Source organism: Paraburkholderia sp. MM6662-R1 (genome assembly GCF_050436245.1).
Taxonomy (GTDB): Bacteria; Pseudomonadota; Gammaproteobacteria; order Burkholderiales; family Burkholderiaceae; genus Paraburkholderia; species Paraburkholderia tuberum.
The window spans coordinates 1,081,996-1,106,863 of the sequence record NZ_JBNDLV010000001.1 but is presented as its reverse complement, the minus strand read 5'-3'; the positions used below and the strand labels follow the sequence as shown (position 1 = coordinate 1,106,863).

Annotated in this window: 24 protein-coding genes and 1 pseudogene; 13 read left to right on the top strand and 12 right to left on the bottom strand. The window is 65.8% G+C overall.

Annotation, left to right across the window (positions count from 1 at the left end; translation table 11 throughout):
- Nucleotides 1-41: 41 nt before the first annotated feature.
- The 7 genes from OKW39_RS05215 to OKW39_RS05185 all read right to left on the bottom strand — a co-directional run bounded on the left by OKW39_RS05215 (nt 42) and on the right by OKW39_RS05185 (nt 5,049).
- On the bottom strand, nt 42-1,190 hold the full coding sequence (locus OKW39_RS05215) for a WD40/YVTN/BNR-like repeat-containing protein (protein WP_429361748.1): 1,149 nt from the start codon (nt 1,188-1,190) through the stop codon (nt 42-44).
- A gap of 83 nt (nt 1,191-1,273) precedes the next feature.
- The gene (locus tag OKW39_RS05210) at nt 1,274-1,543 is read right to left on the bottom strand and encodes a MoaD/ThiS family protein (protein ID WP_090803938.1); all 270 of its coding nucleotides are present in this window, start codon (nt 1,541-1,543) and stop codon (nt 1,274-1,276) included.
- 271 nt (nt 1,544-1,814) lie between these two features.
- Complete coding sequence (locus OKW39_RS05205) at nt 1,815-2,261, bottom strand: copper chaperone PCu(A)C (RefSeq protein ID WP_244145121.1); 447 nt, start codon at nt 2,259-2,261, stop codon at nt 1,815-1,817.
- 115 nt (nt 2,262-2,376) lie between these two features.
- Nucleotides 2,377-3,282, bottom strand: coding sequence for a CopD family protein (locus tag OKW39_RS05200; RefSeq protein ID WP_429336101.1), 906 nt, complete (start codon nt 3,280-3,282; stop codon nt 2,377-2,379).
- Between the two features lie 2 nt (nt 3,283-3,284).
- Nucleotides 3,285-3,650, bottom strand: coding sequence for a copper resistance CopC family protein (locus tag OKW39_RS05195; protein WP_090803941.1), 366 nt, complete (start codon nt 3,648-3,650; stop codon nt 3,285-3,287).
- An 18-nt stretch (nt 3,651-3,668) separates the two neighbouring features.
- Nucleotides 3,669-4,562 carry a hypothetical protein gene (locus OKW39_RS05190; protein ID WP_090803942.1) on the bottom strand — a complete coding sequence of 298 codons (894 nt, stop codon included), beginning with the start codon at nt 4,560-4,562 and terminating at the stop codon, nt 3,669-3,671.
- A 106-nt stretch (nt 4,563-4,668) separates the two neighbouring features.
- Nucleotides 4,669-5,049, bottom strand: coding sequence for a DUF2946 domain-containing protein (locus tag OKW39_RS05185; protein WP_090803944.1), 381 nt, complete (start codon nt 5,047-5,049; stop codon nt 4,669-4,671).
- A gap of 354 nt (nt 5,050-5,403) precedes the next feature.
- Here OKW39_RS05185 and OKW39_RS05180 point away from each other — a divergent pair, with 354 nt between their 5' ends.
- Both OKW39_RS05180 and OKW39_RS05175 read left to right on the top strand, forming a co-directional pair.
- Entirely contained in the window at nt 5,404-6,171 is a 768-nt protein-coding gene (locus OKW39_RS05180) for a sugar phosphate isomerase/epimerase family protein (protein ID WP_429562220.1), read from the top strand.
- A gap of 3 nt (nt 6,172-6,174) precedes the next feature.
- Nucleotides 6,175-6,903, top strand: a pseudogene (locus OKW39_RS05175) (Gfo/Idh/MocA family protein); the annotation flags it as partial.
- A 518-nt stretch (nt 6,904-7,421) separates the two neighbouring features.
- Here the strand turns inward: OKW39_RS05175 and OKW39_RS05170 are convergent.
- Both OKW39_RS05170 and OKW39_RS05165 read right to left on the bottom strand, forming a co-directional pair.
- Nucleotides 7,422-8,669: an MFS transporter gene (locus OKW39_RS05170; RefSeq protein WP_090803946.1), complete on the bottom strand. Its 1,248-nt coding sequence runs from the start codon at nt 8,667-8,669 to the stop codon at nt 7,422-7,424.
- Nucleotides 8,666-9,733, bottom strand: a complete 1,068-nt coding sequence (locus OKW39_RS05165; protein WP_429562219.1) for a PRC-barrel domain-containing protein — start codon at nt 9,731-9,733, stop codon at nt 8,666-8,668. The genes OKW39_RS05170 and OKW39_RS05165 overlap by 4 nt, the downstream gene beginning before the upstream one ends.
- Nucleotides 9,734-10,174: 441 nt before the next feature.
- Between OKW39_RS05165 and OKW39_RS05160 the strand changes: the two genes are divergently transcribed.
- Both OKW39_RS05160 and OKW39_RS05155 read left to right on the top strand, forming a co-directional pair.
- A complete protein-coding gene (locus OKW39_RS05160) occupies nt 10,175-11,572 on the top strand; it encodes an NCS2 family permease (RefSeq protein ID WP_429562218.1) in 1,398 nt (465 codons plus the stop codon).
- An 89-nt stretch (nt 11,573-11,661) separates the two neighbouring features.
- Nucleotides 11,662-12,408 carry a DUF899 domain-containing protein gene (locus tag OKW39_RS05155; protein WP_429562217.1) on the top strand — a complete coding sequence of 249 codons (747 nt, stop codon included), beginning with the start codon at nt 11,662-11,664 and terminating at the stop codon, nt 12,406-12,408.
- Nucleotides 12,409-12,497: 89 nt separating this feature from the next.
- Here OKW39_RS05155 and OKW39_RS05150 read toward each other — a convergent pair whose 3' ends face one another.
- Together OKW39_RS05150 and OKW39_RS05145 are read right to left on the bottom strand one after the other, a co-directional pair.
- Nucleotides 12,498-12,680 (bottom strand): hypothetical protein, encoded by a 183-nt coding sequence (locus OKW39_RS05150; protein ID WP_018418561.1) that lies wholly within the window; start codon nt 12,678-12,680, stop codon nt 12,498-12,500.
- Between the two features lie 130 nt (nt 12,681-12,810).
- Nucleotides 12,811-13,725, bottom strand: coding sequence for an NAD-dependent epimerase/dehydratase family protein (locus OKW39_RS05145; protein ID WP_429562216.1), 915 nt, complete (start codon nt 13,723-13,725; stop codon nt 12,811-12,813).
- 158 nt (nt 13,726-13,883) lie between these two features.
- Here OKW39_RS05145 and OKW39_RS05140 point away from each other — a divergent pair, with 158 nt between their 5' ends.
- The 8 genes from OKW39_RS05140 to hutG all read left to right on the top strand — a co-directional run bounded on the left by OKW39_RS05140 (nt 13,884) and on the right by hutG (nt 23,365).
- Nucleotides 13,884-14,807, top strand: coding sequence for a LysR family transcriptional regulator (locus tag OKW39_RS05140; protein WP_090803954.1), 924 nt, complete (start codon nt 13,884-13,886; stop codon nt 14,805-14,807).
- Between the two features lie 328 nt (nt 14,808-15,135).
- Nucleotides 15,136-16,656: a histidine ammonia-lyase gene (hutH, locus tag OKW39_RS05135; RefSeq protein ID WP_184062092.1), complete on the top strand. Its 1,521-nt coding sequence runs from the start codon at nt 15,136-15,138 to the stop codon at nt 16,654-16,656.
- 25 nt (nt 16,657-16,681) lie between these two features.
- Entirely contained in the window at nt 16,682-17,377 is a 696-nt protein-coding gene (gene hutC / locus OKW39_RS05130) for a histidine utilization repressor (RefSeq protein WP_090803957.1), read from the top strand.
- 61 nt (nt 17,378-17,438) lie between these two features.
- The gene (gene hutU, locus OKW39_RS05125) at nt 17,439-19,127 is read left to right on the top strand and encodes a urocanate hydratase (RefSeq protein WP_429562215.1); all 1,689 of its coding nucleotides are present in this window, start codon (nt 17,439-17,441) and stop codon (nt 19,125-19,127) included.
- Nucleotides 19,128-19,135: 8 nt separating this feature from the next.
- Entirely contained in the window at nt 19,136-19,786 is a 651-nt protein-coding gene (locus tag OKW39_RS05120; RefSeq protein WP_429562214.1) for a HutD/Ves family protein, read from the top strand.
- An 84-nt stretch (nt 19,787-19,870) separates the two neighbouring features.
- On the top strand, nt 19,871-21,100 hold the full coding sequence (hutI, locus tag OKW39_RS05115; protein WP_429562213.1) for an imidazolonepropionase: 1,230 nt from the start codon (nt 19,871-19,873) through the stop codon (nt 21,098-21,100).
- Nucleotides 21,101-21,115: 15 nt separating this feature from the next.
- Nucleotides 21,116-22,501: a formimidoylglutamate deiminase gene (locus OKW39_RS05110; RefSeq protein ID WP_429562212.1), complete on the top strand. Its 1,386-nt coding sequence runs from the start codon at nt 21,116-21,118 to the stop codon at nt 22,499-22,501.
- Between the two features lie 51 nt (nt 22,502-22,552).
- On the top strand, nt 22,553-23,365 hold the full coding sequence (gene hutG, locus OKW39_RS05105) for an N-formylglutamate deformylase (RefSeq protein ID WP_429562211.1): 813 nt from the start codon (nt 22,553-22,555) through the stop codon (nt 23,363-23,365).
- 278 nt (nt 23,366-23,643) lie between these two features.
- On the opposite strand, the gene OKW39_RS05100 is transcribed toward hutG, so the two are convergent.
- Nucleotides 23,644-23,778, bottom strand: coding sequence for a hypothetical protein (locus OKW39_RS05100; RefSeq protein WP_279613323.1), 135 nt, complete (start codon nt 23,776-23,778; stop codon nt 23,644-23,646).
- A gap of 343 nt (nt 23,779-24,121) precedes the next feature.
- Between OKW39_RS05100 and OKW39_RS05095 the strand changes: the two genes are divergently transcribed.
- Nucleotides 24,122-24,784 carry a hypothetical protein gene (locus tag OKW39_RS05095; protein WP_090805671.1) on the top strand — a complete coding sequence of 221 codons (663 nt, stop codon included), beginning with the start codon at nt 24,122-24,124 and terminating at the stop codon, nt 24,782-24,784.
- Nucleotides 24,785-24,868 lie beyond the last annotated feature (84 nt).

Sequence of the window (24,868 nt, the reverse complement as noted above, 5' to 3'; positions counted from 1 at the left end):
CAATGTAGGCGTTTCATGTCTCACCAGTCCGCCCCGCGCCCTCATCCAAACCGAACACAATAAGCAGGCGGCAAATGCGCTGAAATCAAATGCCAGCTTTCGCCGCCGTCGTCGGACGTCCATAGCGCGCCGGTGGTCGACGCCATTGCGAGGCGCGTGCCGGAGTCATCTACAGCGAGCCCGTGCCGATACACGAGGTCATACGCCGGTGCAGGCGGCAACCCGTTCGAGAAACGCTCGAACGTGCGGCCGCCGTCGCGTGTGCGCGTGACGACGAACTGGCCGTCCACCGGGATCCGGCACTGGTCTTTCACGGCGGGCACAAACCACGCGGTGTCCGGCTCGCGCGGATGCACGGCAACCGCGAAGCCGAAGCTGGATGGCTGCGCTTCGATCCGCTGCCAGTGCGCCGCGCCGTCGGTCGAGCGGAAGATCGCGCAGTGATGCTGCGCCCACAGCGCATCTGGATTTGCGGCGCATTGCACGACGCGGTGCGGGTCTTGCACGTTGGCATCGCCGCGCCGCTCCGGCGGCATGTAGTCGGCCTCCATGCCTTCGGCACTAACGCGCCAGGTCGCGCCGCCGTCGGCGGTTTGCCAGACGCCGCCACACGACACGCCGATCGTCACGTGCCGGCTGTCGCGCGGATCGACCATCACGGAATGGATGCCCGGCGCGTCGTAGCCGCCTCCGAACCATTCGCGGCGCTCCGGGCGATCCCACAGCGCCCGGTTGAGCAGCCATGTGTCGCCGCCGTCGTCGGAACGGAAGAGCCCGCCGGGAATCGTGCCGGCCCACAGGACGCCCGGCTCGTCCGGGCCGCCGGTTTCGAGCGACCAGATTTGCTGGAGCGTCCAGGGAGGAGCCGGCGGGCTGGGCACGGCCGCGCTCGGATTGTCCGCGCTCGTGTCCGCGCCGTCACCGGCATGCGTCTCGTCGGCAGGCTGCGGCGGGTAGACGGGGACCGCGCACTCTTCCCAATCCTCTACGCCCGCGCGCCGGCGATGCAGCTTCACGCCGAAGTGGCCTAGATTGAGCGCGGCATACAGCGAACCGTCGCGCGGATCAGGCAGCACCATGCTCACCGGCTCGCCGACGAAATACGGCTCACCGAGCGTCCAGCCGCCCTCGCCGTCGGCTTGCAGAACGAACAATCCCTTGCGGGTTGCAACAAGCAATCGATCGCTCATGTGGAGTGTCTCCTGTCGACCAGAGTTGGCGCATTAGCGCTTACTCTGGTCCCATGCAAAGCTCGAGTAAGAGTGGAACCTTCTTATCCGCCCGACAACGCCTGTATGACGTAAACCCGGCTTTCCTCGCCGAGCGCATCGGACAGATGTTGTCGGTCGCGCACCGGCCGGCCGTCGACAAACACGGCGAGATGTCTTCGCAGTGAGCCCTGATCGTCAAGGATGTAGCCGCGCAGTCGAGGTTGCGCGGCGAAGACGGCCTTCAGTGCTTCGCCGAGCGTGCGCGCGTCGATCTCGCGCTCGGGCGTTGCGATATGCCGTTGAATCGAAGCAGCGAAGAAGATGTGCGCCATGGCGGGGTAGCCGAGCGGGAATGGCCTGTTCGTCGATTCTGCAGTTTAGACGATCCGCAGGGTGCTTCGGGGCATCGCCATACAACAGACGACAGGTTGCGCCTCCGAAGCGGCCGTTGCGGTGTCGCGAGTCCGAAAGCCGGCTCGGGCTCGCGTGCCGCCGAGCGCATCGAGCATCATTGACCAGATACAAACGTCCGCCGGTTGCCCGAATCGTTGCAGCCCGCGTTCTCAAGTCTCGCGATCGATTTCGCGCGGGCTGCAAGCGTCATTACTGGCCGGTTGCGCTCTTCACCGCGCATTGCCCGACGATACTCTCCCCGTCACTGAATTTGAACGTGACGGGAACCGTCGAACCGACCGTCAGCGGCTTCTTTTCCTTCTCGAACATCACGTGATACCCCCCCGGCGCGAACGCGAGTGTCCCGTTGGCCGGGACGGTCACCTTGTCGACCATGACCATCTTCGACGTGCTCCCGGTAGTCTGCGTCTGATGCAGCATGGACATCCCGAACGCATCGGTGCTAACACCTTCGAGATCGACGGGCTTGTCTCCCATGTTCATCAGCTTGAAGTAGCCGCCGGACGGCACGTCGCCCGGCATCGAGCGGATCCAGCAGTCGGACACCATCATGGCGCCCGACGAAGCGGCGAAAGCGGTTAGCGAAGCAGCCGCGAGCGGCAGCGCGATAGCCAGGCGGAAGAAGGGGTGGTGCATGGCATAACCTCCTGTTCTACGTTAAGGAAAATGTGATGGGTTGGCGGGACGTACGTCGCGGCACCGGGGCGCCGCTCGATCGTCATATCGGTCGCATGTCTATATGGTCGCTCCGCTATCCGCCCGTCGGCGACGTATGGCCCAGCACCGCAGCCAGCGCAAGTACGGCTAGCATGACGAGCGCTTCGACAGAGACAACGCCGTCGAAGCGGCGTTGCGCGGCAGGGTAGTCCGGATCGTTCCGCTCGGCAAGCACGAGCAGATCGGGCAGAATCGCCATCCGGTTCCAGCCGCCGAGCAATGTCGCCAGGACCACACATGCAAGCTTTGCGGCGAGCAACCGGCCCCAGTGTGTGCGCAACAGCGGCGCGCTGGCCTGCGCCGTGTCCTGAACGGCGTTGTAGAAACCGGTGACGAGAACAAACACGAGCGCAGTCGTCGCCAGATGAGACAGCGCCGAGCAGAACGCAGCCCTCTGGCCGGGCGGACGGCCTGGTTCGCGTTCGAGCCGGCGCAGCAGGATCGCGGCGACGATGACACTGCCGGCCCAAAGCGCAGTCGCGGAAAGGTGGACGACGTGGATCGCCTCACGCCACGAGAAGTCGCCGGAGTCGGCCGCATGGCTCGCGGCTGCCTTGCCCGCGACCCACAGGACGAACCCCGCAGCAAAGAGCGCTGAGCCGCGCTCTTTCTTGAGGCCACTCAACGCCGCGAGCAGCGCGCCGGCAACGCCGATCGACCATGCCTTACCGAAGTGGGACTGCGTCAGTACTGGGGCGATAGCCGAACCAGCTTCACCGAGCGGCGAACCGCTCATGATTGCGGCCTGAAGCCAGAGGTACGCCAGGGCGGTGAGAGCGAGTGCGACTGACGCGACGGTCCGCCAGACTCGCGTCGTGTCTTGCCCAGGCAATCCGCTACGCGCGCCCAGCACGCCGCATGCAAGAGCGCCGGTAGCAACGGCAAACAGAATGTCCTGCATCGCGGCCAGTGCAATCTGGGCGACGACGAGCGGATCCACCGTTACTTCACCGTGAACGTGTAATGCCCCTGGGTGCGATGGCCGTCGTCGGCAACGGCGACCCACGAGACGGTATAGGCGCCCGGCACGAGGGGATTTAGCCCTACCGACATGTGCTTCCTGTTCGATGGGTCAACCGCAGCTTTGCCGCTCGTCACGGACTTGCCTCGCGAGTCGGTGACGGCGATCGAGCTGAAGGCGGGCTCCAGACCATCGTCGAAGTCGATCGCCACGTCCTTCTGCGAGGTCGTGACGGTCGCACCGGCCCCCGGCGCCTCCTGGGTCGGGTAGGCGTGCGCCTGCGCGAGATTGCAGCCGGCGATCATCAGCGCGGCGATGGCCGCGCGTGCAGTCGTGTGCAGTTTCATGAGAGGACTCCTTACACGTTAGAACAGCGGCTTGCCGAGCGTTTTCGGCGCAATATCGTCGAAGAAAAGATGGGCCTGTACCAGGATGCCCACATGCGAACCGCTCGCGCTGTTGATTGGTATCTGGGCTTCGACACCGAACTGGCCATAGCGGTTGATCCAGATGAACCCTGGATTGATTGTGCCAGTGGTTTGGCCCTGACTTCTCGATAGCGGAAACTCGACGATGGGAACAATGTTCGAGAGCGGCTGCGGCAAGCCGAAATCATGCACCTGCTGCTGCAGATAGGGCAGGCTGTACTGGACCGTGAAACCGTAGTCGAAAGAATTGGGCTGACCGGCCCCGGTGGTCAACGAAGGCCCAGCTTCGGCGGTAATGGCAACGGGTCGGAGATAGGCCAGTGAGTCGGGCAGATCGCCCATACCCTTGCCCACGTAGATCGTCGGCGAGATGGTCGAAAAGCTGTCCGCAATCGCGTGGCTGCCGGTTCCACCCAATTCCGCATGCACCCCGACTGAAGTCATGAATTCGTGCGGGGCGTTCACATACAGCAGATACTTCAGGCCGACTCCAAAGTTATCGAACCCGCGCGCAGTCGGATTGTTCTGCATCACGTAAGCGCCGTCGACGGACAGGGCAAGCCTTGACGTGATCAGCTTGTCGTACTCGAAGCTGAACGTATTGATGCTTTGATCGCCGTTGTCTCCAGGAACACGCTGATGCCCGTATTCGAAGTTAGCTTCATCGCCGACACCTGGATCATCGACAGCCAACGTTGACGGAAAGACGCGGTCGCCCGCGATGGCATGGGCAGCGGCTGGCGATGAGGCGAGCAGGAGCGCAGTTGCAGCGAACGAGATCGTTGCCGTGGCGAAGAAGGGTTTCCCATGGCGCAAGGTATTGTTATTCATGTTTCATCCATTGATTGAGGTCGTCATCGCGCCGCCGCGAGTCTGTGAAGAGACACGACGACGCCTGGCGATGCGTTCGTGCACGGCATCGCCACCAAGGCTCAATTCAGGATGAAACGGGGGGCGCGCGCGGCTGGGCGGATGCCAGCGGTTCGACGCGACGGATGCTCTCGAACCGCGTCGCAACGCGATGCTGGATGGCCCAGACCGTGACCGCAAATTCAGGCTGGACGCTCGGCAGTACGGGCGTGTGTGCAATCAGGTTGCAGTAGCCGCAAGCATGCCAGTGAGCAGCCAGCGAGTGGGAGGTGTCCTCGTTGCCCGGCGGATTGCCTGGAGTCGAATGTGCGGAGCAGAGCGAGGCTGAAGGAAGCCCAGCCTCGTTGCGGTCAGCCAGTGCGTGCGAAACCGTCGGCGCGAGCGTTGCCATCAGGATTGCCAGCAATCCCAGATAGGAGCCCAATTTCCGGCAGAAGCAGCTCAGCATAAGGCCGACGATTCGATATTGGTCTGGTGAAGGTGAATGCGGCGCATTATGCCATGTGTTGTTACTTGCAGGCATCGACCTATGACAGCTTGCCGCGTTGCCGGAAATCTCAAGTAGCCCTGGAATGAGACGCTCGCAGGCCGCGCCTGACTGACTCCTGAGGGTCGACAACAGCCGAGCGCATCGGGTGGTAGCCGGCCCATCTCCAGCCATTCGCCCGCACCTGCTATTTGCTGATGGGTCTTCGGCTGGCTCGACTGAGCAAAAACCGCCACAGCGACGGCGCCAACCACTCGCGCCCAGCTCCGTAGGCCATCCGTGCCGCATCCACCTTGACTCTTCGGATTGACGACCATGAATCAAGCCTTGCCCGTTTCCATCCAGATTTACAGCCTGCGTAATGCGGGCGAACTCGACCGGCAGTTCGACATTGCCGCTCAAGCCGGATTTCGCCAGGTGGAGCTGATCGGGTCCTTGCTCGAAAATGCGGCCGACACCCGGAGCAAGCTTCAGGCGCGCGACCTTAGCGCCTCCTCCAGCCACCTCGGCATGGCCATGCTGCGTGAGCGTTTGCACGAAGTGAGCGCGGCGTGCGAGACCCTCGGTATCACCCAGTTGGTCATGCCCGCGGTGCCGCCCGCCGAGCGCGACAGTGACGCCGCATACTGGCGGGCGCTCGGCAACGAGTTGGGCAGCCTCGCCCATCGGCTAGCCGCTCAGGGCATCGCCCTCGCTTACCACAACCATGATTGGGAACTCAGCGCCAAGGAGAACGGCGCAACGGCGCTGGAACTGCTGTTCGAGTCCGCCGGGGCAAGCCCGCTCGGCTGGCAAGGGGATGTAGCCTGGCTCGTGCGCGGCGGCGCCGATCCTCTGCCATGGCTTCGTCGTTATACGGGCCGCGTGGTCTCGGCCCATGCGAAAGACCTCGCGCCCGCGGGTGAAAAACTGGACGAGGACGGCTGGGCCGACGTCGGTCACGGCGTCATGGATTGGCCCACGCTGGCCGCCGCCTGCCGCGAAGCGGGGGCGCGTTTCCTCGCCGCCGAGCACGACAATCCCAGCGACGGCGAACGCTTCGCCCGCAATGCCTTTGCCTATCTGCACCAGCTCGGAGCCTGATCCATGAAACCTGTCTTCGTCGGCATCATCGGTTGCGGCAACATCAGCGATGCCTATTTCACCGGCGCGGCGAATTCGGAATTCGTCCGCATCAAGGCCTGCGCCGACTTGCGTCCGGAGGCCGCCCGGGCCAAGGCCGCGCAGCACGGTGTTGCCGCGATGACGGTGGATGCGCTGCTGGCCGACCTCGACATCGAAATCGTCATCAACCTTACGGTGCCGCACGCGCATGTGCCGGTAAGCCTGCAGATTCTGGAGGCGGGCAAGCACGTCTACCTCGAAAAGCCCCTGGGCACCGAGTTCGCGTCCGCACGCGCGATGCTGGCGCGAGCCGAGGCTTCGGGACTACGCGTGGGCTGCGCACCGGACACCTTCTTCGGCGCGGCCCATCAGGCGTGCCGCGCGGCGCTCGATGCGGGCCGCATTGGGCGTGCCATTGGCGGGGCCGTGGCCGTGTTGTCCCGCGGCATGGAGTCCTGGCATCCCAATCCTGAGTTTTTTTTCAAGCCTGGCGGCGGCCCGATTCACGACATGGGCCCGTATTACGTGACGCAGTTGGTCAACCTGCTTGGGCCGGTGGCACGCATGTCTGCTTGCGCCACCATCGGTTTTCCCCAGCGCATCATCTCCAGTGAGCCGCTGAGGGGGCAGGTCATCGAGGTCGAGGTGCCCACCACGGTCAACGGTATCCTGCATTTTGCGGGTGGGGCCAACGTGGTGGTGAGCGCCTCCTGGGACGTGTGGGCCCATCAGCGTGCGCCTATCGAGATCTATGGCACGGAAGGTAGCCTGTTGGGCGTCGATCCCAATTTCTTTGGCGGGAGTCCGCGCGTGGCTGAACGTGATAGCGGCTTTAAGCCGCTCGACACACAGGTCCATGCTTTTGGCGTCGACAACTTCACGTTGAAGAGCGGTGCGCGGGTGGCCAATTACCGCGCTGTGGGCGTGCTGGACATGGGGCCGTGGCGTTGCGTCGAGGTCGGCCGCATCGCGCGAGCGGCGAACTGGCGTTACACGTGCTGGAGGTGCTGGATGCCTTCGAACGCTCGTCGCGCGAGGGGCGGCACGTCGATATCGAGACCGTCGTGCAGCGATTCGTCGTCGTGCCATTGGGTCGAGGCGAAGAGGTGTTTCTCGCCGACTGACTCACCTGACTTCCGCAGTGATCAAGCCGGTTGCGACGTGATCCGACTGCGACCATCAGATCACGCCCCGGCTGATACAGCTCGCGCGACTCACCTCGCCGCCGACTATCCACGACCGGGCACAGCCGCGCCGTCGCCGTTGCTGGCCGTCGCCGCGTCGCGCGTCTCGGGCATCGCCGCCCACACCAGCAGCACCGCGAGCGCACCGGCCGCCGCGAGGCAGAAGAAGCTCACCGTGTTGCTGAAACGATCGGCGACGAAGCCCGCCGCCGTCGTGCTCAACGTCGCGCCGATGCCGGCCGCGAGCCCGAACAGGCCGATACACAGGTTGTAGCGGCCCTTGTCGCCGGCGACGTCGGCGGCGATCAGCGGCAGCATCACCCCGAACACCGCGGCGCTCAAGCCGTCGAGCATCTGCACCGGCACGAGCAGATAGGGGCTGCTGATGCCCGCGAACAGCAGCGCGCGGATCGGCAACGCGGAGAAGCCGAGCAGCAGAATCGGCCGGCGGCCCCAGCGTTCGGCCGAGCGCCCGACCCACGGCGACATCATCGCGACGATCGCCTGCGGCACGATGATGCATGCCGCGATCACGAGCTGCACGTTGTCTCCCATGCCGGCCGTCACTTCGCCGGCGGCCAGGTTCAGCATCGCCGCGTTCGACAGATGGAACAGCACGATGCAGGCGGCGAACAGCAGCATGCGCTTGTCGCGCAGCAGCTCGCGCAGGCTTTCGCGCCGCTCGAGCTGCTCGGGGGTGGGCGCCGCTTGCGGCAGCTCGATCGTGTCGGTGCGCTGGATCATCGCGAGCGCGATCAGCGCGGGAACCGCGAGGCCCGCGGTCAGGACGAACACCGCGCGCGGCGAGTAGTACTCGCCGAACAGTCCCATCAGACCGGCCGCGACCGCGCTGCCGATCGACGCCCAGCGCGCATTGCGGCCGAGTCGGTCGCCGAGATTCGCGCGACCCACCAGCGCGAACGAGATCGCCGCGAGCGCCGGCGTCAGCATGCAGCTCGCGAAGCCGTGGAACACCTCGGCGGCGATCACCGGCAGCACGGTCGGGCTGATCGCGAGCAGCATCGCGCTGAGGATGATCGCGCCGATCGCCCACGCGGCCGCCGCTTTCTTGTTGCGCAACGCGTCGACCGCGGCGCCGCCGGGCACCTGGCTGACCATCGCGCTGATCGTGCCGACCGACAGCACCATGCCGATCTCGCCCTGGGTCCACTTGTGCGATGCGAGGTAGGACGCGATGAACGGCCCGAAGCCCGTCTGCACGTTGGCGACGAAGAAGTTGAGCCAATCGAGCGCGCGCAGACTTCGCGCCGTGACCATAGTACGGACCGTCATCGGACCGCCCGTGCGTTGGAAACCGCGACGGCCGACGACGCGGCCGGCGGCGCCGGGACCGCCGGCGCGGCGCTGGCGGCAGGCTGCGCGGGCGGCGCCGGCGACACCGCGCGAATCGGCTTGTCGCTCGCGTAGGGCGGCGTCGCGTTGATCTGCGCGTCGCTCAGATCGATCTGCGGATGCAGTTCCTTGTCGCGCGTGACGAAGCGCAGCGCCGACCAGTTCGCGGCGATCGTGCGCCGGTCGGGGCTGACCAGGCCGCCGACGTCGAGGACGATCGCCTGCGGCTGCGCGTTGCCGTCGATCAGCACGTCGACCACACGGCCCACCTTGGCGCCGTTCGCGCGCTCGACGGTCGCATCGAGCAGCGGCAGTTCCAGCGGGTTCGATTTGTTCGCGGTGCTCGGCACGGCCGTCGGGTTCAGCGTGATCGGCGGCCCCTTCGCGGTCGGCGTGAAGTGGAACGCGCCCCACGGGAAGTTCACCTTGCGGTCGCCGACGCCGAGGAAGCCCTGCAGATTGACGACCATCTCGCGCGGCTTGCCGGCTGCGTCGGCGATCATGTCGACCGCGCGGCCGACCACCTTGCCGTCGGGCTTCTGCACCTGGCTGTCGAGCAGCGCGCGCGCGTCGCTGCGCTCGATCGTGCGCAGCACGATCAGCGGCGGCGGCGGCGGGGGAGGCGGCGGAGCCGGCACGACAACGGGCGGCGGCGGTTCGACCTTGTGCGGCTTCACGACCGGCTTCTTCGGTTTCTTCGGCTCCTCGGGCCCCTCGTTCGCCTCGCTCTCGACCGGCTCGGGCGCGGACGCGGCGACCGGCGCGCTTGCCGGCTCGACCGGCATCACCGTCGCATCGACGATCGGCGCCTGCTGCGTACCCCACAACAGGCTGCTGCAGCCGGACAGCGCGGCGAACGCGAACAGCGCGGCCACGGTGCACAGCCAGCGGAACAGTCGAAGCACATCGAGCGAATCAGGCGAATCGAGCGGGCGAAGCGATCCAAGCGGTCCAAACGGGACAATCGGCAGGCGCCCGGCGGGGCGCGGAAAACCGCCAGTCATCAGGAAAAACTCCACGGGCAGGTGCGGACCGGCGCGATGAGCCGCCGCGGTTGGATGGGGTACGGCCCAGAGTTTAACCTGCGCTGCCGCGCGGGCAGCCTTTCGCCGGTTGCGTTGCAGGCGGTTTCGCCGATGCGCTGGCGGTATAGCGCTGCACGCCGCGTGCCTGGAACGCGATCGCCGGGGTGGGTTCGGCGCGTTTGGCGGCTGCCCGTATGCCGTAGGTGTATACGCGCGCAGCGCTCGCGCGAGCGACCGTCGCGCAAAAGATATAAGTCGCGCGACATGTCCGGCATGCCATTCATGCGATTGGACACATAGTTCGCTTCACCTACATTTCGACTCAGAAAAGCGTTACCCACACCAACCAATCCACGAGACGAACCTGATGACGGCCGCTTTAGCGGCCGTTTCAGCGCGCTGATAAAGGAGGCACTCATCATGATGGAACCCCAGGCCCTCGCGAATGCCGACGTCGCGAGCGAATCCTTCGACACCGAATCATTCCGCGGTAAGAACTTTCTCGACCGCTACTTCGACATTTCCGCGCGCGGCAGCACGCAGCGCCAGGAGATCGTCGCGGGCATCACGACCTTCCTCGCGATGGTCTACTCCGTGTTCGTCGTGCCCGGCATGTTCGGCAAGGCGGGCTTCGATACCAGCGCGGTGTTCGTCGCCGTGTGTCTGACCACGGCGTTCGGCTCGCTGCTGATGGGCGTGTGGGCGCGTCTGCCGATCGCGATCGGCTGCGCGATCTCGCTCACCGCGTTCACCGCGTTCGGCCTCGTGCTCGGCAAGGGCCTGCATCCAACCGTTGCGCTCGGCGCGGTGTTCCTGATGGGCGTCGTGTTCACGACGATTTCGGTGACCGGCGTGCGCTCGTGGATTTTGCGCAACCTGCCTGTCGGCATCGCGCACGGCACCGGGATCGGCATCGGCCTGTTCCTGCTGCTGATCGCCGCGAACGACGTCGGGCTCGTGGTCAAGAATCCGGGCGCGGGGCTGCCGGTGTCGCTCGGCAATATTGCGGCGTTGCCGGCGCTGATGTCGGTCGCCGGACTCGCCGCGATCGTCGGGCTCGTGCGGCGGCGCGTGCCGGGCTCGATCCTGATCGTGATCGTCGCGATCTCGGCGATCGGGCTCGCGATCGATCCGGCCGTAGCGTTTCACGGCATCTTCGCGGTGCCGTCGTTGAGCGCGCCGGGGCATGCGTCGCTGATCGGCGCGATGGACGTGAAGGGCGCGCTGTCGATGGCGGTGCTGCCGAGCGTGCTCGCGCTCGTGATGACCGCCGTGTTCGACGCGACCGGCACGATCCGCGCGGTCGCGGGCCAGGCGGGGCAGCTCGACGAAAACGGCCGCATCATCAACGGCGGCCGCGCGCTGACCGCCGATTCGCTGAGCTCGATCTTCTCGGGCCTGCTCGGCGGCGCGCCGGCGGCCGCGTATATCGAGTCGACGGTCGGCGTCGCGGCGGGCGCGAAGACGGGGATGGCGGCGGCGGTCGTCGGTCTGCTGTTTCTCGTCGTGATGTTCTTCTCGCCGCTCGCCGCGCTGGTGCCTTCGTATGCGACCGCGCCCGCGCTGATGTACGTGGGGCTGCTGATGCTGTCGAACGTCAGCAAGCTGCATATAAACGACATGGTCGACGCGATGGCGGGGCTCGTGTGCGCGGTGTTCATCGTGCTGACCGCGAACATCGTGACCGGCATCATGCTCGGCTTCGCGACGCTCGTGATCGGACGCGTCGTCAGCGGCGAGTATCGCAAGCTCAATGTCGGGACCGTGGCGATCGCAGTCGTGCTGGTCGGGTTTTATGTCGGCGGCTGGGCGATCTGAGTTTCGTTGCGGCTCCTTGACTTTCGCGTCAGCGTCTCTAAACCTTAAGCTTGAGGTCAAGCCCTGCATCCGCAGGAAAGGAGACGCAGATGGAACCGCAACATCGCATCGGCAGCCAGGAAGAGTGGCTCGCCGCGAGCCGCGCGCTGCTCGCCGACGAAAAAGCGCATATGCGCGCCGGCGACGAACTCGCGCGCAAGCGCCGCGAATTGCCGTGGGTCAAGGTCGACAAGGTTTATACGTTCGATACGCCGGAAGGCCGCAAGACGCTCGCGGAGCTGTTCGACGGCCGCAGCCAGCTGATCGTTTATCACTTCATGCTGGGCCCGGACTGGGAAGAGGGGTGCGTCGGCTGCTCGTTTCTGTCGGACCATATGAGCGGCATTCTCACGCATCTGGTCCATCACGACGTCAGCTATGTGACGGTATCGCACGCGCCGCTCGAGAAGATCGACGCGTTCAAACGGCGCATGGGGTGGACCTTTCCGTGGGTGTCGTCGAACGGCAGCGATTTCAATTTCGACTACCACGTGTCGTTCACGCCGGAGCAGCTGGCGAGTAAAAAGGCGTTCTACAACTTCACCGAGCAGGACGTCGGCATCGACGAACAGCACGGCCACAGCGTGTTCTACAAGGACGCAAACGGCGACGTGTATCACACGTACTCATGCTACGCACGCGGCGACGAGCGCTTCGTGAACACCTACGCGCTTCTGGACATCGCACCGAAAGGCCGCAACGAGAACAGTGGTCTGACCGACTGGGTCAGGCATCACGACCGCTACGACGACCACGCGCGCGCGGCTTGCCCGGCGTGCGGATCGTACACGGTGTGAAGCGGTGAAGTGATGAAGCGGGCCGACGAAGGGGGCGAGGGGCGCGCGCCGCGCTAGCTGGCGCGCCGCCTCTGTGCTGCATCAGCTCGCTACAGCGCCATCTCGAAGGCGGGTCTGAGGAACATTTCCATCGCCATCACGATGAGGCTCATCGCCGCGGCCGCGAGCGTCAGCACGCCGTATTCGTCGTAGCGCGTGTCGTACAGACACGCGACGACGAACAGAATCGCCATCAGGTTAGTCAGCCAGTCGAAGTTCAGCGCGAAGCTCATCGGTCGAATCGGGGCGTGTGCGCGACGGTGGAATCGCACCGTCAGGTGCCCGCGATTTTATCGAAGGGAGCTTACGGATTCGCAACGACTGCGCTTACACAGCTTACATTGCGAGGCGCGCAAAGCCGCGTCAAACGGTGCTTTGCGGCCCCATCATGTCGCGTTCGATCCATTCGATCACCGACCTGCGCCGCGGTTGCCAGCCGAGCAGTTTGCGCGCGCGTTCGCCGCGCACGCGGCTGTTCGAGCCAAGACCGTACGAGGCCATTTCGTAGCCCCATTCCTGTTTCGCGTCTTCGAGCGGCCAGTCCTGCGGCGCGCCGAGCTTCATCGCGCGTGCGATCGCGGCGCTCATGTCGCGGAACGACGCTTCGCCGCTTTCGACGAAATAGAACGTGCCGGCAGGGGTTTTATCGAGTGCGAGGCGATACAGCTCGGCGACGTCGTCGATATGCACGTTCGACCAGACGTTGCCGCCGCTGCCCACATGACGCACGACGCCGCTTTTCTGCGCCTGGCGCACGAGTCGCGGCAACTGCACGCTCGCGCTGCCGGCCACCGCGCCGTGACCGTAAATCAGCGTGTTGCACAGCACGGCCGAGCGCACGTTGCGTTGCGCGGCGTCGAGCACCAGTTGATCGATCGCGACGCGCGCGGCCTTGTCGGCGGTCGGGGTGGACAGCGCGTCTTCGTGATAGATGCGTGCTTCACCCGCTTCGCCGCCCGACGCATCGCCGACGATGCTCGACCCGCTGGTGTGCAGGAACACCTTGCCCGAACCGGCGAGTCCGTCGATCAGCGCGCGTACCGCGCCTTCGTGATCGCTGCTCGCGGCGTTGATCACCGCGTCGGCCGCTTGCGCTTCGGCGATCAGCAACGCGCGGTCGTCGAGCGTGCCGAGCACGGGCTCGATGCCGAGCCGCTGCAACTCGCCGCTGTGTTCGGGTTTGCGAATCAGCCCGCGCACCTGATGGCCGGCGCGCGCCAGATGCGCCGCGATCGAGCCGCCGATAAAACCGCTTGCACCAGTAACGAAAATCTTCAAGACGTTCTCCTGAGGGAAATGCCAAGACCGCAATCTCTTGCATGGGATCGGAGTAAGCGCTAAAGCGCCAACTCCGATCGACAGGCACGCAGTATCGCTCGCGCGGATTCTCGCAAAAAGCGTGTTAGTCTCAAATCAATCTTGATCTGAAATCAACAATGAAAACCTCCACCGACGAATTGCTGGTGTTCGTCACCGTGATCGACAGCGGCTCGATTACCGCGGCGGCCGAGAAGCTGGGGCAGACCGTCTCCGGCGTGAGCCGCGCGCTCACGCGTCTCGAGCAGAAGCTCGACACCGCGCTCGTGCGGCGCACGACGCGGCGTCTGCATCTGACCGAGGAAGGCGACGCGTTCCTGCGGCGCGCCCGCGCGATCCTCGACGCGCTCGAAGAGGCCGAGGAGTCGGTCGCGCGCGGGCGGCAACGGCCGTCGGGGCGCTTGCGCGTCGATGCGGCGTCGCCGTTCATGCTGCATTGCGTGGCGCCGCATATGACCGCGTTTTCGGCGCTGTATCCGGAGATCCGGCTCGAATTGACCAGCAACGAGCGGATCGTCGATCTGCTCGAACAGAAGGTCGACATCGCGATTCGCATCGGCGCGCTGCAGGATTCGACGCTGCATGCGCGCGCGCTCGGCGAGAGCAGGCTGCGCGTGCTCGCGAGCCCGGCGTATCTGGCCGAGCACGGCGAGCCGACCACGCTCGACGCGCTGCACGCGCATCGGCTGATCGGCTTTACGGCGCCGGAGCATTTGAATCGCTGGCCGTTGCGCGAAGGGGGCAGGGGAACGAAGCGCGCCAAGGGGCAGCGCGACGAAGCCGCGCTGCTGAAGATCGAACCGTCGATCACCGCGTCGAGCGGCGAAACCTTGCGGCAACTGGCGCTGTCCGGCTGGGGCGTCGCCTGTCTGGCCGACTTCATGACCGCCGGCGACGTGCGCGAAAACCGCCTCGTGCCGATTCTCGGCAACCTGCTCGTCGATGAACGGCAGCCGGTGCATGCGGTGTACTACCAGAGCGCATCGCTCGCGGGGCGCGTGCAGTGCTTTCTGGATTTCATCGCGGCGCGGGTCAAGCTCTGATCCGCGTCGCAGAGCCTTCTGTCCTATAACCCAGATATCGGCGGAGCCGGCGTGTCCGGCTTGCCGCCAGCGAGAGCGCGCCAATTTTGGCCAGATGGCGACCCGCGCCGCGAAGGTGTATATACAACTGTGGGCTAAATCACGGCGGCCACGCCGACCCATGCGTCCAGCACACGCCGCCTACGACCTGCCGCCAAACCCGCCGCGCTCCCGCCGAGTCACGTGCCAAATAATGGAAATCCCCAGGCACGAAATCTCGAAAAACAAGTTGTATATACAAGGCCCGCCGGCTAGACTTATTTGAACTTGTATAGACAGGACGACAACCATGATTCTGAAGCCCGGCTACCTGAGCCTCCCGCAACTGCGCCAGATCGCGCGTGAGCAGGTCACCCTGCAACTCGATCCCGCAAGCCACGCCGCCATCGACGCGTGCGCGCAGGCCGTCGCCGACATCACCGCCAGGGGCGAGCCGGCTTATGGCATCAATACCGGCTTCGGCCGCCTCGCCAGCACGCACATTCCGCGCGATCAGCTCGAACTGCTGCAACGCAATCTGGTGCTGTCGCACGCGGTCGGCGTCGGCGAGCCGATGTCGCGCCCGGTCGTGCGTCTGTTGATCGCGCTGAAGCTGTCGAGCCTCGGCCGCGGCCACTCGGGCATCCGCCGCGAAGTGATGGAGGCGCTGATCGCGCTGTTCAACGCGGACGTGCTGCCGGTGATCCCGGTCAAGGGCTCGGTCGGCGCATCGGGCGACCTCGCGCCGCTCGCGCATATGTCGGCGACCCTGCTCGGCGTCGGCGAAGTGTTCGCGAAGGGCGAGCGCATGCCGGCCACCGAAGGCCTCGCGCTCGTCGGTCTGAAGCCGCTGACGCTGCAGGCGAAGGAGGGTCTCGCGCTGCTGAACGGCACCCAGGCTTCGACCGCGCTCGCGCTGTACAACATGTTCGCGATCGAAGACCTGTACCGCACGGCGCTCGTCGCCGGCGCGCTGTCGGTGGATGCGGCGATGGGCTCGGTCAAGCCGTTCGACGCGCGCATCCACGAACTGCGCGGCCATCGAGGCCAGATCGACGCGGCCGCGGCTTATCGCTCGCTGCTGCAAGGTTCGGCGATCAACGTGTCGCACGCCGATTGCGACAAGGTGCAGGACCCGTACAGCCTGCGCTGCCAGCCGCAGGTGATGGGCGCGTGTCTCGACCAGATGCGTCAGGCCGCCGAAACGCTGCTGATGGAAGCGAACGCGGTCTCCGACAATCCGCTGATTTTCCCGGACACCGGCGAAGTGCTGTCGGGCGGCAACTTCCACGCCGAGCCGGTCGCGTTCGCGGCCGACAACCTGGCGCTCGCCGTGGCGGAAATCGGCGCGCTCGCCGAACGCCGCATCGCGCTGCTGATCGACGCGACGCTGTCGGGCCTGCCGCCGTTCCTCGTCAAGGATGGCGGCGTGAACTCCGGCTTCATGATCGCGCATGTGACGGCCGCCGCGCTCGCGTCGGAAAACAAGACGCTCGCGCATCCGGCTTCGGTCGATTCGCTGCCTACGTCCGCGAACCAGGAAGACCACGTGTCGATGGCGACGTTCGCCGCGCGCAAGCTCGGCGATATCGCCGACAACACCGCGAACATCCTGTCGATCGAACTGCTCGCTGCCGCCCAGGGCGTCGATCTGCGCGCGCCGCACAAGACCAGCCCGAGCCTGCAGAAGGTCATGGACCTCGTGCGCAAGGACGTCGCGCACTACGAGCTCGATCATTACTTCGCGCCGGATATCGCGGCGGTCACGAAGCTCGTGCAGGCCGGCGCGGTCGCGAAGCTGAGCCCGTTCTCGTTCGCGTCGGAACAATGAGTCGTCGAGAGCGCGGATCACACCCATGAACGCACCCGCTTATCAGGGCATCAAGGACTTCATCCTCGCGCGCATTCATGCGGGCGAGTGGGCCGAAGGCGACCAGGTGCCCTCCGAAAACGAGCTTGCGCGCGAATTCAGCGTCGCACGCATGACGGTCAACCGCGCGTTGCGCGAGTTGACCTCGGAGCAGGTGCTGACACGTGTACAAGGCTCGGGCACTTTCGTCGCCCGTCCCAAGTACGAGTCGACCCTGGTGGCGATCCGCAGCATCTCCGACGAAATCGTTGCGCGCGGTCATCGCTATCAGGCGAGGGTGCTGAACATCGGCGCCAGCATCGCCGATGCGGCGCTCGCCGAAGAGATGCAGGTGAGCGCGGGCAGCCCCGTGTTTCATTCGCGCCTGCTGCATTTCGAAAACGAGGAGCCGGTGCAGCTCGAGGAACGCTGGGTCAATCCGGCCGTCGCACCCGAATACGCGCTGCAGGACTTCACGAACACCACGCCCAACCAGTACCTCGTGCGCGTCGCGCCGCTGCAGCGCGTCGAGTACCGCATCGAGGCGCTCGCCGCCGACGAGATCACGCGCGAGCTGTTGAACATGAGTGAACGCGAACCGTGTCTGGTGCTGCACCGGCGCACGTGGTCGCAAGGCGAGGTCGCCTCGATCGCGAATCTGTGGCATCCGGGCACCCGTTACCGCTTCACCGGGCATTTCTGAATTCGCTTTTTCGTCTTCGCCGAATCTTTATTGAACCTCTTCACGCATGATTAGGGACACCATGAACAATCCGAAACACGTCGATCCGCGTCTCGATCCGACTCGCACGATCCGCGCACCGCACGGCGCGGAAAAGACCTGCAAGACCTGGATCGCGGAAGCCGCGTACCGGATGATCCAGAATAATCTGGACCCCGAAGTCGCCGAGCACCCGCACGCGCTCGTCGTGTACGGCGGCATTGGCCGCGCCGCGCGCAACTGGGATTGCTTCGATCAGATCCTCGCGTCGCTGAAGGACCTGAACGAAGACGAAACGCTGCTGATTCAGTCGGGCAAGCCGGTCGGCGTGTTCCGCACCCATGCGGACGCACCGCGCGTGCTGCTCGCGAACTCGAACCTCGTGCCGCACTGGGCGACGTGGGAACACTTTCACGAACTCGACCGCAAGGGCCTGATGATGTACGGCCAGATGACCGCGGGCAGCTGGATCTACATCGGCAGCCAGGGCATCGTGCAGGGCACCTACGAGACCTTCTTCGCGGTCGCGAACCAGCACTTCAACGGTGACCCGAAGGGCCGCTGGATTCTGACCGGCGGTCTCGGCGGCATGGGCGGCGCGCAGCCGCTCGCGGCGACGATGGCGGGCTTCTCGATGATCGCGGTCGAATGCGACGAGACGCGCATCGACTTCCGTCTGAAGACGCGCTACGTCGACAAGAAGGCGAAGACGCTCGACGAGGCGCTCGCGATGCTCGACGAAGCGAAGCGCGCCGGCAAGCCGATCTCGGTTGGCCTGCTCGGCAATGCCGCCGACGTGTTCGCCGAGTGCGTCGCGCGCGGCATCACGCCGGACTGCGTGACCGACCAGACGAGCGCGCACGATCCGATTCACGGCTACCTGCCGCAGGGCTGGACGGTCGGAGACTGGCGCGAGCGCATGAAGACCGCGCCGGAAAGCATCGTCACGCCGGCCAAGCAGTCGATGGCCAGCCAGGTGCAGGCGATGCTGACGCTGCAGGAACGCGGCGCGGCAACGCTCGACTACGGCAACAACATTCGCCAGATGGCGCTCGAAATGGGCGTGGAAAACGCGTTCGATTTCCCTGGCTTCGTGCCGGCGTATATCCGGCCGCTGTTCTGCGAAGGCAAGGGCCCGTTCCGCTGGGTCGCGCTGTCGGGCGATCCCGAGGACATCTACAAGACCGATGCGAAGGTGAAGGAACTGATCCCCGACGATCCGCATCTGCACAACTGGCTCGACATGGCGCGCGAGCGTATCGCGTTCCAGGGTCTGCCGGCGCGGATCTGCTGGGTCGGCGTGAAGGATCGCTATCGTCTCGGCCAGGCGTTCAACGAAATGGTCAGGAACGGCGAGCTGAAGGCGCCGATCGTGATCGGCCGCGATCACCTCGATACCGGTTCGGTCGCGAGCCCGAACCGCGAAACCGAATCGATGAAGGACGGCTCGGACGCGGTCAGCGACTGGCCGTTGCTGAACGCGCTGCTGAACACGGCGGGCGGTGCGTCGTGGGTGTCGTTGCATCACGGCGGCGGCGTCGGCATGGGCTTCTCGCAGCACGCGGGCGTCGTGATCGTCGCGGACGGCACGCAAGCCGCGCACCAGCGCCTCGGCCGCGTGCTGTTGAACGATCCGGCCACCGGCGTGATGCGTCACGCGGATGCGGGCTATGAACTCGCGCAGCAGACGGCGCGCGAGGCCGGTCTCAATCTGCCGATGCTGGGCCGCTGATCGTGACCATGGCCAACCACGCGGGCGGCATGGCAGGCGTCACGCTGATTCGCGGCGCCGACCTCGTGGCGACGCCGTGGAAAAACGGCGGCGGCATCACGCGTGAGGTCGCGGCGTTTCCGTCGCCAGGCGGCGGGCAGGGTGCGGCGAGCGCCGACTTCGTGTGGCGCGTGAGCGTCGCCGATGTCGCGCAGGCGGGACCGTTCTCGCGCTTCGACGGCGTCGACCGGACGCTGGTGTTGCTGGCTGGCGCGGGCATGCTGCTCGATGAGCCGGGCGACGCGGGCGTCGCCTCGACGCATGTGTTGCGGCAGCCGCTCGACATCGCGCGCTTCGATGGCGCGACGCGCATCGACGCGCGGCTCGTCGACGGCGCGACGCGCGACTTCAACCTGATGGTGCGGCGCGACGTGGCGCAGGGCGAATTGGACGTGTGGCGCACTGGCACGCGGCAGGATGCGCCGCGCGTGCTCGATGGCGACGTGGCGCTGCTGTTTTGCGCGGGCGGCGCGGTCACGGTCGGACTGGCGGCGGACCACGCGCAAGCCGTGCGGCTCGACACCGGCGACACGCTGCGCGTCGACGGGCCGAACGCGCTCGCTTGCACGCTGACGGGCGACGGCGCGGTGCTCGCGATCACGATCCGCTACACGCGATGACGAATCAACCGTGATAGGGCCTCACATGCGCTCCATCGCGGACACCCCATCCACAGACACGCAACGAGCGGCAAAGAGCACGCGATGAAGCAAACCGTCTGGCATCACCTGAATTTGTGCCCGCAGGGCGATCCTCGCCACACGCTCGCCGATGCCGCGATTGCGGTCGACGGCGGCCGTATCGCGTGGCTCGGCGCTTTCGCCGCTTTACCCACGCGCTATGCCGCATGGCCGCGCGAAGATCTGCGCGGCGCATGGGTGACGCCGGGCCTGATCGATTGCCATACGCACCTCGTGTACGGCGGCCAGCGCGCCGACGAATTCGCGCAGCGGCTCGCGGGCGTCAGCTACGAAGCAATCGCGCGACAGGGCGGCGGCATCGTGTCGACGGTGCGCGCGACGCGCGCCGCGGACGAAGCGTCGCTGTTCACGCAAGCGGCCGCGCGGCTCGAACCGCTGCTCGCCGAAGGCGTGACGGTGATCGAAATCAAATCGGGCTACGGCCTCGATCTCGCGAGCGAGCGCAAGATGCTGCGCGTCGCGCGGCAACTCGGCGAACGCTATCCGGTCACGGTCTATACGACGTTTCTCGGCGCGCACGCGTTGCCGCCTGAATTCGCGGGCCGAGCGGACGCGTATATCGACGAAGTCTGCAACACGATGCTGCCCGCGCTCGCGGACGAAGGCCTCGTCGATGCGGTCGACGTGTTCTGCGAGCGCATCGGTTTTTCGCTGGAACAGAGCGAGCGCGTGTTCAACGCGGCCGCGCGCTACGAGCTGCCGGTCAAGATGCACGCCGAGCAGTTGTCGAACGGCGGCGGCACCGCGCTCGCGGCACGGCATGGCGCGCTGTCGGCGGATCACCTGGAGTTTCTCGACGAAGCCGGCGTCGCCGCGATGAAGGAAGCGGGCACCGTCGCGGTGCTGCTGCCGGGCGCGTACTACTTCATCCGCGAGACCCAGTTGCCGCCGCTCGAACTGCTGCGGCGCTACGAGGTGCCGATCGCGATCTCGACCGACAGCAACCCGGGCACCTCACCGGCGACTTCGTTACTGCTGATGATGAACATGGCGAGCACGCTGTTTCGCATGACCGTGCCCGAGGTGCTGCAAGGCGTCACCACGCACGCTGCGCGCGCGCTCGGCAAGAGCGATCGGCACGGTGCGCTGCAGGTCGGTCGCGCGGCCGACTTCGCGGTGTGGTCGGTCGATTCGCTGGCGGAGCTCGCTTACTGGATTGGCCGGCCGCTCTGCGCGCGCGTCGTGCGCGCGGGCGAAACCGTCTATACGCGGCGCGAGTCGCGTGTGACCTGAACTAGAACCTGAGAGATGACGCAATCCAATCAATCGCTGTTCGCCGCTGACGCGTATCTGCCTGAGGGCTGGCGCCGCAACGTGCTGCTCGAATGGGACGCTCACGGCACGCTGACCGCGGTCACGACGGATCAACCCGAGGCGCCGGCGGGGGTGCCGAAGGCGGCGGGCCCGCTGATGCCAGGCATGCCGAATCTTCACTCGCACGCGTTTCAGCGCGCGATGGCGGGGCTCACCGAATATCGCGCCAACGCGACGGATAACTTCTGGTCGTGGCGCGACCTGATGTATCGCTTTGCCGCGCGCATCACGCCGGAAGGCCTCGCGAGCGTCGCGCAGTGGCTCTACATCGAGATGCTGAAGGCGGGCTATACGTCGGTGTGCGAGTTCCACTACGTGCACCACGCGCAGGACGGCCAGCGCTACGCGAATCAGGCCGAGCTTGCGCAACGCGTGGTGGACGCGGCATCGGCGAGCGGTATCGGCATCACGATGCTGCCGGTGCTGTATCAGTACAGCGGCTTCGGCGCGCGCGCGCCGCGCGACGATCAGCGGCGCTTCATCAATACGCCTGAGAGCCTGCTCGATCTGCTCGGCACGCTACGCGCCGCGCGCCCCGAACATGCGGCGCTGCGTTACGGCGTGGCGCCGCATTCGCTGCGCGCGGTTTCGGAGGCGTCACTGCGCACGTTGCTCGGCGGCATCGACGCAACCGTGGCTGTCCACATCCATATCGCCGAACAGACCGCCGAGGTCGACGCGTGCCTCGAAACCGAAGGCACGCGGCCGGTGCAATGGCTGCTCGATCGTTTCGATGTGGACAGCCGCTGGTGTCTCGTGCACGCGACCCACGTCGATGCGAACGAAACGCTCGCGCTCGCGAAGAGCGGCGCGGTCGCGGGTTTGTGTCTGACCACCGAGGCCAATCTCGGCGACGGCATTTTTCCCGCGCAAGACTATCTCGACGCGCACGGCCGCATCGGCGTCGGCTCGGATAGCCATGTCGGTGTCGATTGGCGCGCCGAGTTGCGTCTGCTCGAATACGGCCAGCGTCTGATGCGCCGGCAGCGCAACGTGCTGGCGTCGGCGCAAGCTCCGCATGTCGCGGATCGTCTGTACGCGGCCGCGCTCGACGGCGGCGCGCGTGCGGCCGGCCGCGCGGTCGGCGCGTTGCAGCCGGGCCGTCGCGCGGACTGGCTCGTGCTCGACGCCGACCATACGAGCATCGCTGGGCATGAGCGCGAGGCGTGGCTGTCAGGTGTCGTATTCTGCGAGCGCGGCGATACGCCGATCCGCGACGTCTACGCGGGCGGCGTCAAGGTCGTCGACGATCGCCGGCATCGCGACGAAGAGGGTGCCTATGCGCGCTATCGCGCGGCGCTCGCGGAACTGCTCAAATAACGGCCATGACCCGCCGAACTGATTCTCCGATCCCACTGATTCCGGACTGACATGACTGCTTCGAACCTCACGCCGGTTTTCTCGCTGCATCGGGGAAGCCTGCCGCTGCTGATCTCGATCCCGCATCTGGGCACGCAAATCCCCGCCGACATCGCCGTGACGATGACTCCGGTCGCGCAACGCACCGACGATTGCGACTGGCATCTCGATCGCCTGTACGCATTCGCGAAGCGCCTCGGCGCGTCGATCCTGACGCCGACCTACGCGCGCTACGTGGTCGACCTGAACCGTCCGCCCGACGGCGCGAACCTGTACCCGGGGCAGGACACTACGGGTCTGCTGCCGGTCGACACGTTCGACAAGGAGCCGCTCTATCGCGACGGCCATCTGCCCGGCGACGCCGAAATCGCGCGCCGTCGCGACGCTTACTGGAAGCCGTATCACGACGCGCTGACCGGCGAGCTCGCGGCGCTGAAGGCGAAGCACGGCAAGGTGCTGCTGTGGGAAGCGCATTCGATCCGCTCGCGCGTGCCGCGGTTTTTCGACGGACGTCTGCCGGATTTCAACTTCGGCACGTCTAACGGTGCGAGCGCCGCGCCGGGCCTGGCTGACGAGCTGGCCGCGCTGGTCGGGCGCCACGGCGGCTATACGGCGATCGCGAATGGCCGCTTCAAGGGCGGCTATATCACGCGGCAATACGGGCAGCCCGAGCAGGGCGTGCATGCGGTGCAACTCGAGCTGTCGCAGATCACGTACATGGAAGAGCGCCTGCCTTATGCATACGATGAAGACCTCGCCGCGAAGGTCGCGCCGCTGCTCGAAGCGCTGGTAACGACGGCGCTCGCTCGCGTGAAATCCGCCTGAAGCTGGTATTCCTTTCTCACCACGCGGATCACGATTGCTGCAAGAACGCGCGGCATCGCGGTCCGCGTCGGCCCGCATCGGTCAGCGTATCGCGAAGGTGTAACAGCATGTGTCCGTGATTGCGTGCGGGCGCGTTCATATGGAATGGTTTGAGCGTCGAGCGCGCACAGCGTATCGTGCGCCGGCTGTTTCAAGACGCGGCGCGCCATGAAAAAAAGCCCCGCGAAAGCGGGGCTTTTTGATGTGCACCGCGTCCCTCGGACACGGTTTCACCGCCATTAGTGGCAGCGCTTTTCCCAATGATGATGCACGCGCACCTTATGGCACTCGTGGTGATGCTCATCGGCCTGAGCGGGGACGATCACGCTCAGGGTGGCAACGGCTGCGGCGATGGCGAGAACGATTTTCTTCATTACGAAACCCTTAAGTCAGTGTTGTGGAGCAAGCCATGCGGCACGACGCGTGCCGCATCGGCGTGTAAGCATGCCACATCAAGCGGCCGCGGATAGGACCGGCGCGCAAATACGTGTGTCGATGCAACACGCGATGTGTCGTAAGCCCTGTTTTAACGCGCTTTGCGCTGAATTGGCCGGTGCGTACCGTGTCAAATGTGTACCTTCGACATCTGGGCCCCCCCCGCACGCAAAGCGGCATAGCGGCATTGCACGCGACACCGCGAGACGACGACCCTTTCAAAACGATGACATGCGCGATGCGGTCATCGATTCATCAGGCGAAAAGATGGAAGACCCAGCGATGGAAGATTCCGACGAATTGCTGCTGCCAGTCTGGCGCGCGAACCTGGTGTTGCTGACCAGCGAGGTCGGCGCCGCGAGCCGGCTCGCGCGCATGATGACGTTTTCCGCGAGCTACCTGAAGCTGATGCTGTCGGGCCAACGCGAATTCAGCGAGGAATTCGTGCGCGGCGTCGAGGCCGTCACCGGTTTGCCGGGCGGCTGGATGAACGTGCCGCACACCGGTCAGGAGATCCCGCCGAATGCGCGCGAGGCGATCGACAACGAGCAGCCGCTCGCGCGCTTTCGGGGCACCGCGCATCCGGTGCGCAAGAAGACGGTGTTGCGGCCCGAGCCGATTTTTGGGCAGCCGCCGCCCGCGCGACGCCTCGAGGAAGAAACGCTCGATGTCGAAGCGCACCGCCGTCATGCGCATTTTCGCAAGGTGCGCGATCTCGCGACGCAGGAAGTGCGGCGCTTCGAGCGGCATCTGCTGCACGCGCCGGTGGAGCTCGCATCGATGCGCGCGAAGGTCGAGGACGTAATGGCCGCGGCCGAACTCGACGACCGCATTCAAGCCGACCTGGAGGGCCGGCTTGAACAGATCGACAAGCACCGGCACATGCTGCTGCGGCACGTGGAAAAACTGCAGGCGCTGCTGAGCCAGCTCGACGACGGCGAGTGAAGACGATCGACGCCGGCCGCTGCGTCGCGGGAGCGCCTGTGACTCCAATGCCGCTCGAGCTCGACGCGGCAACGCCGACCCCGG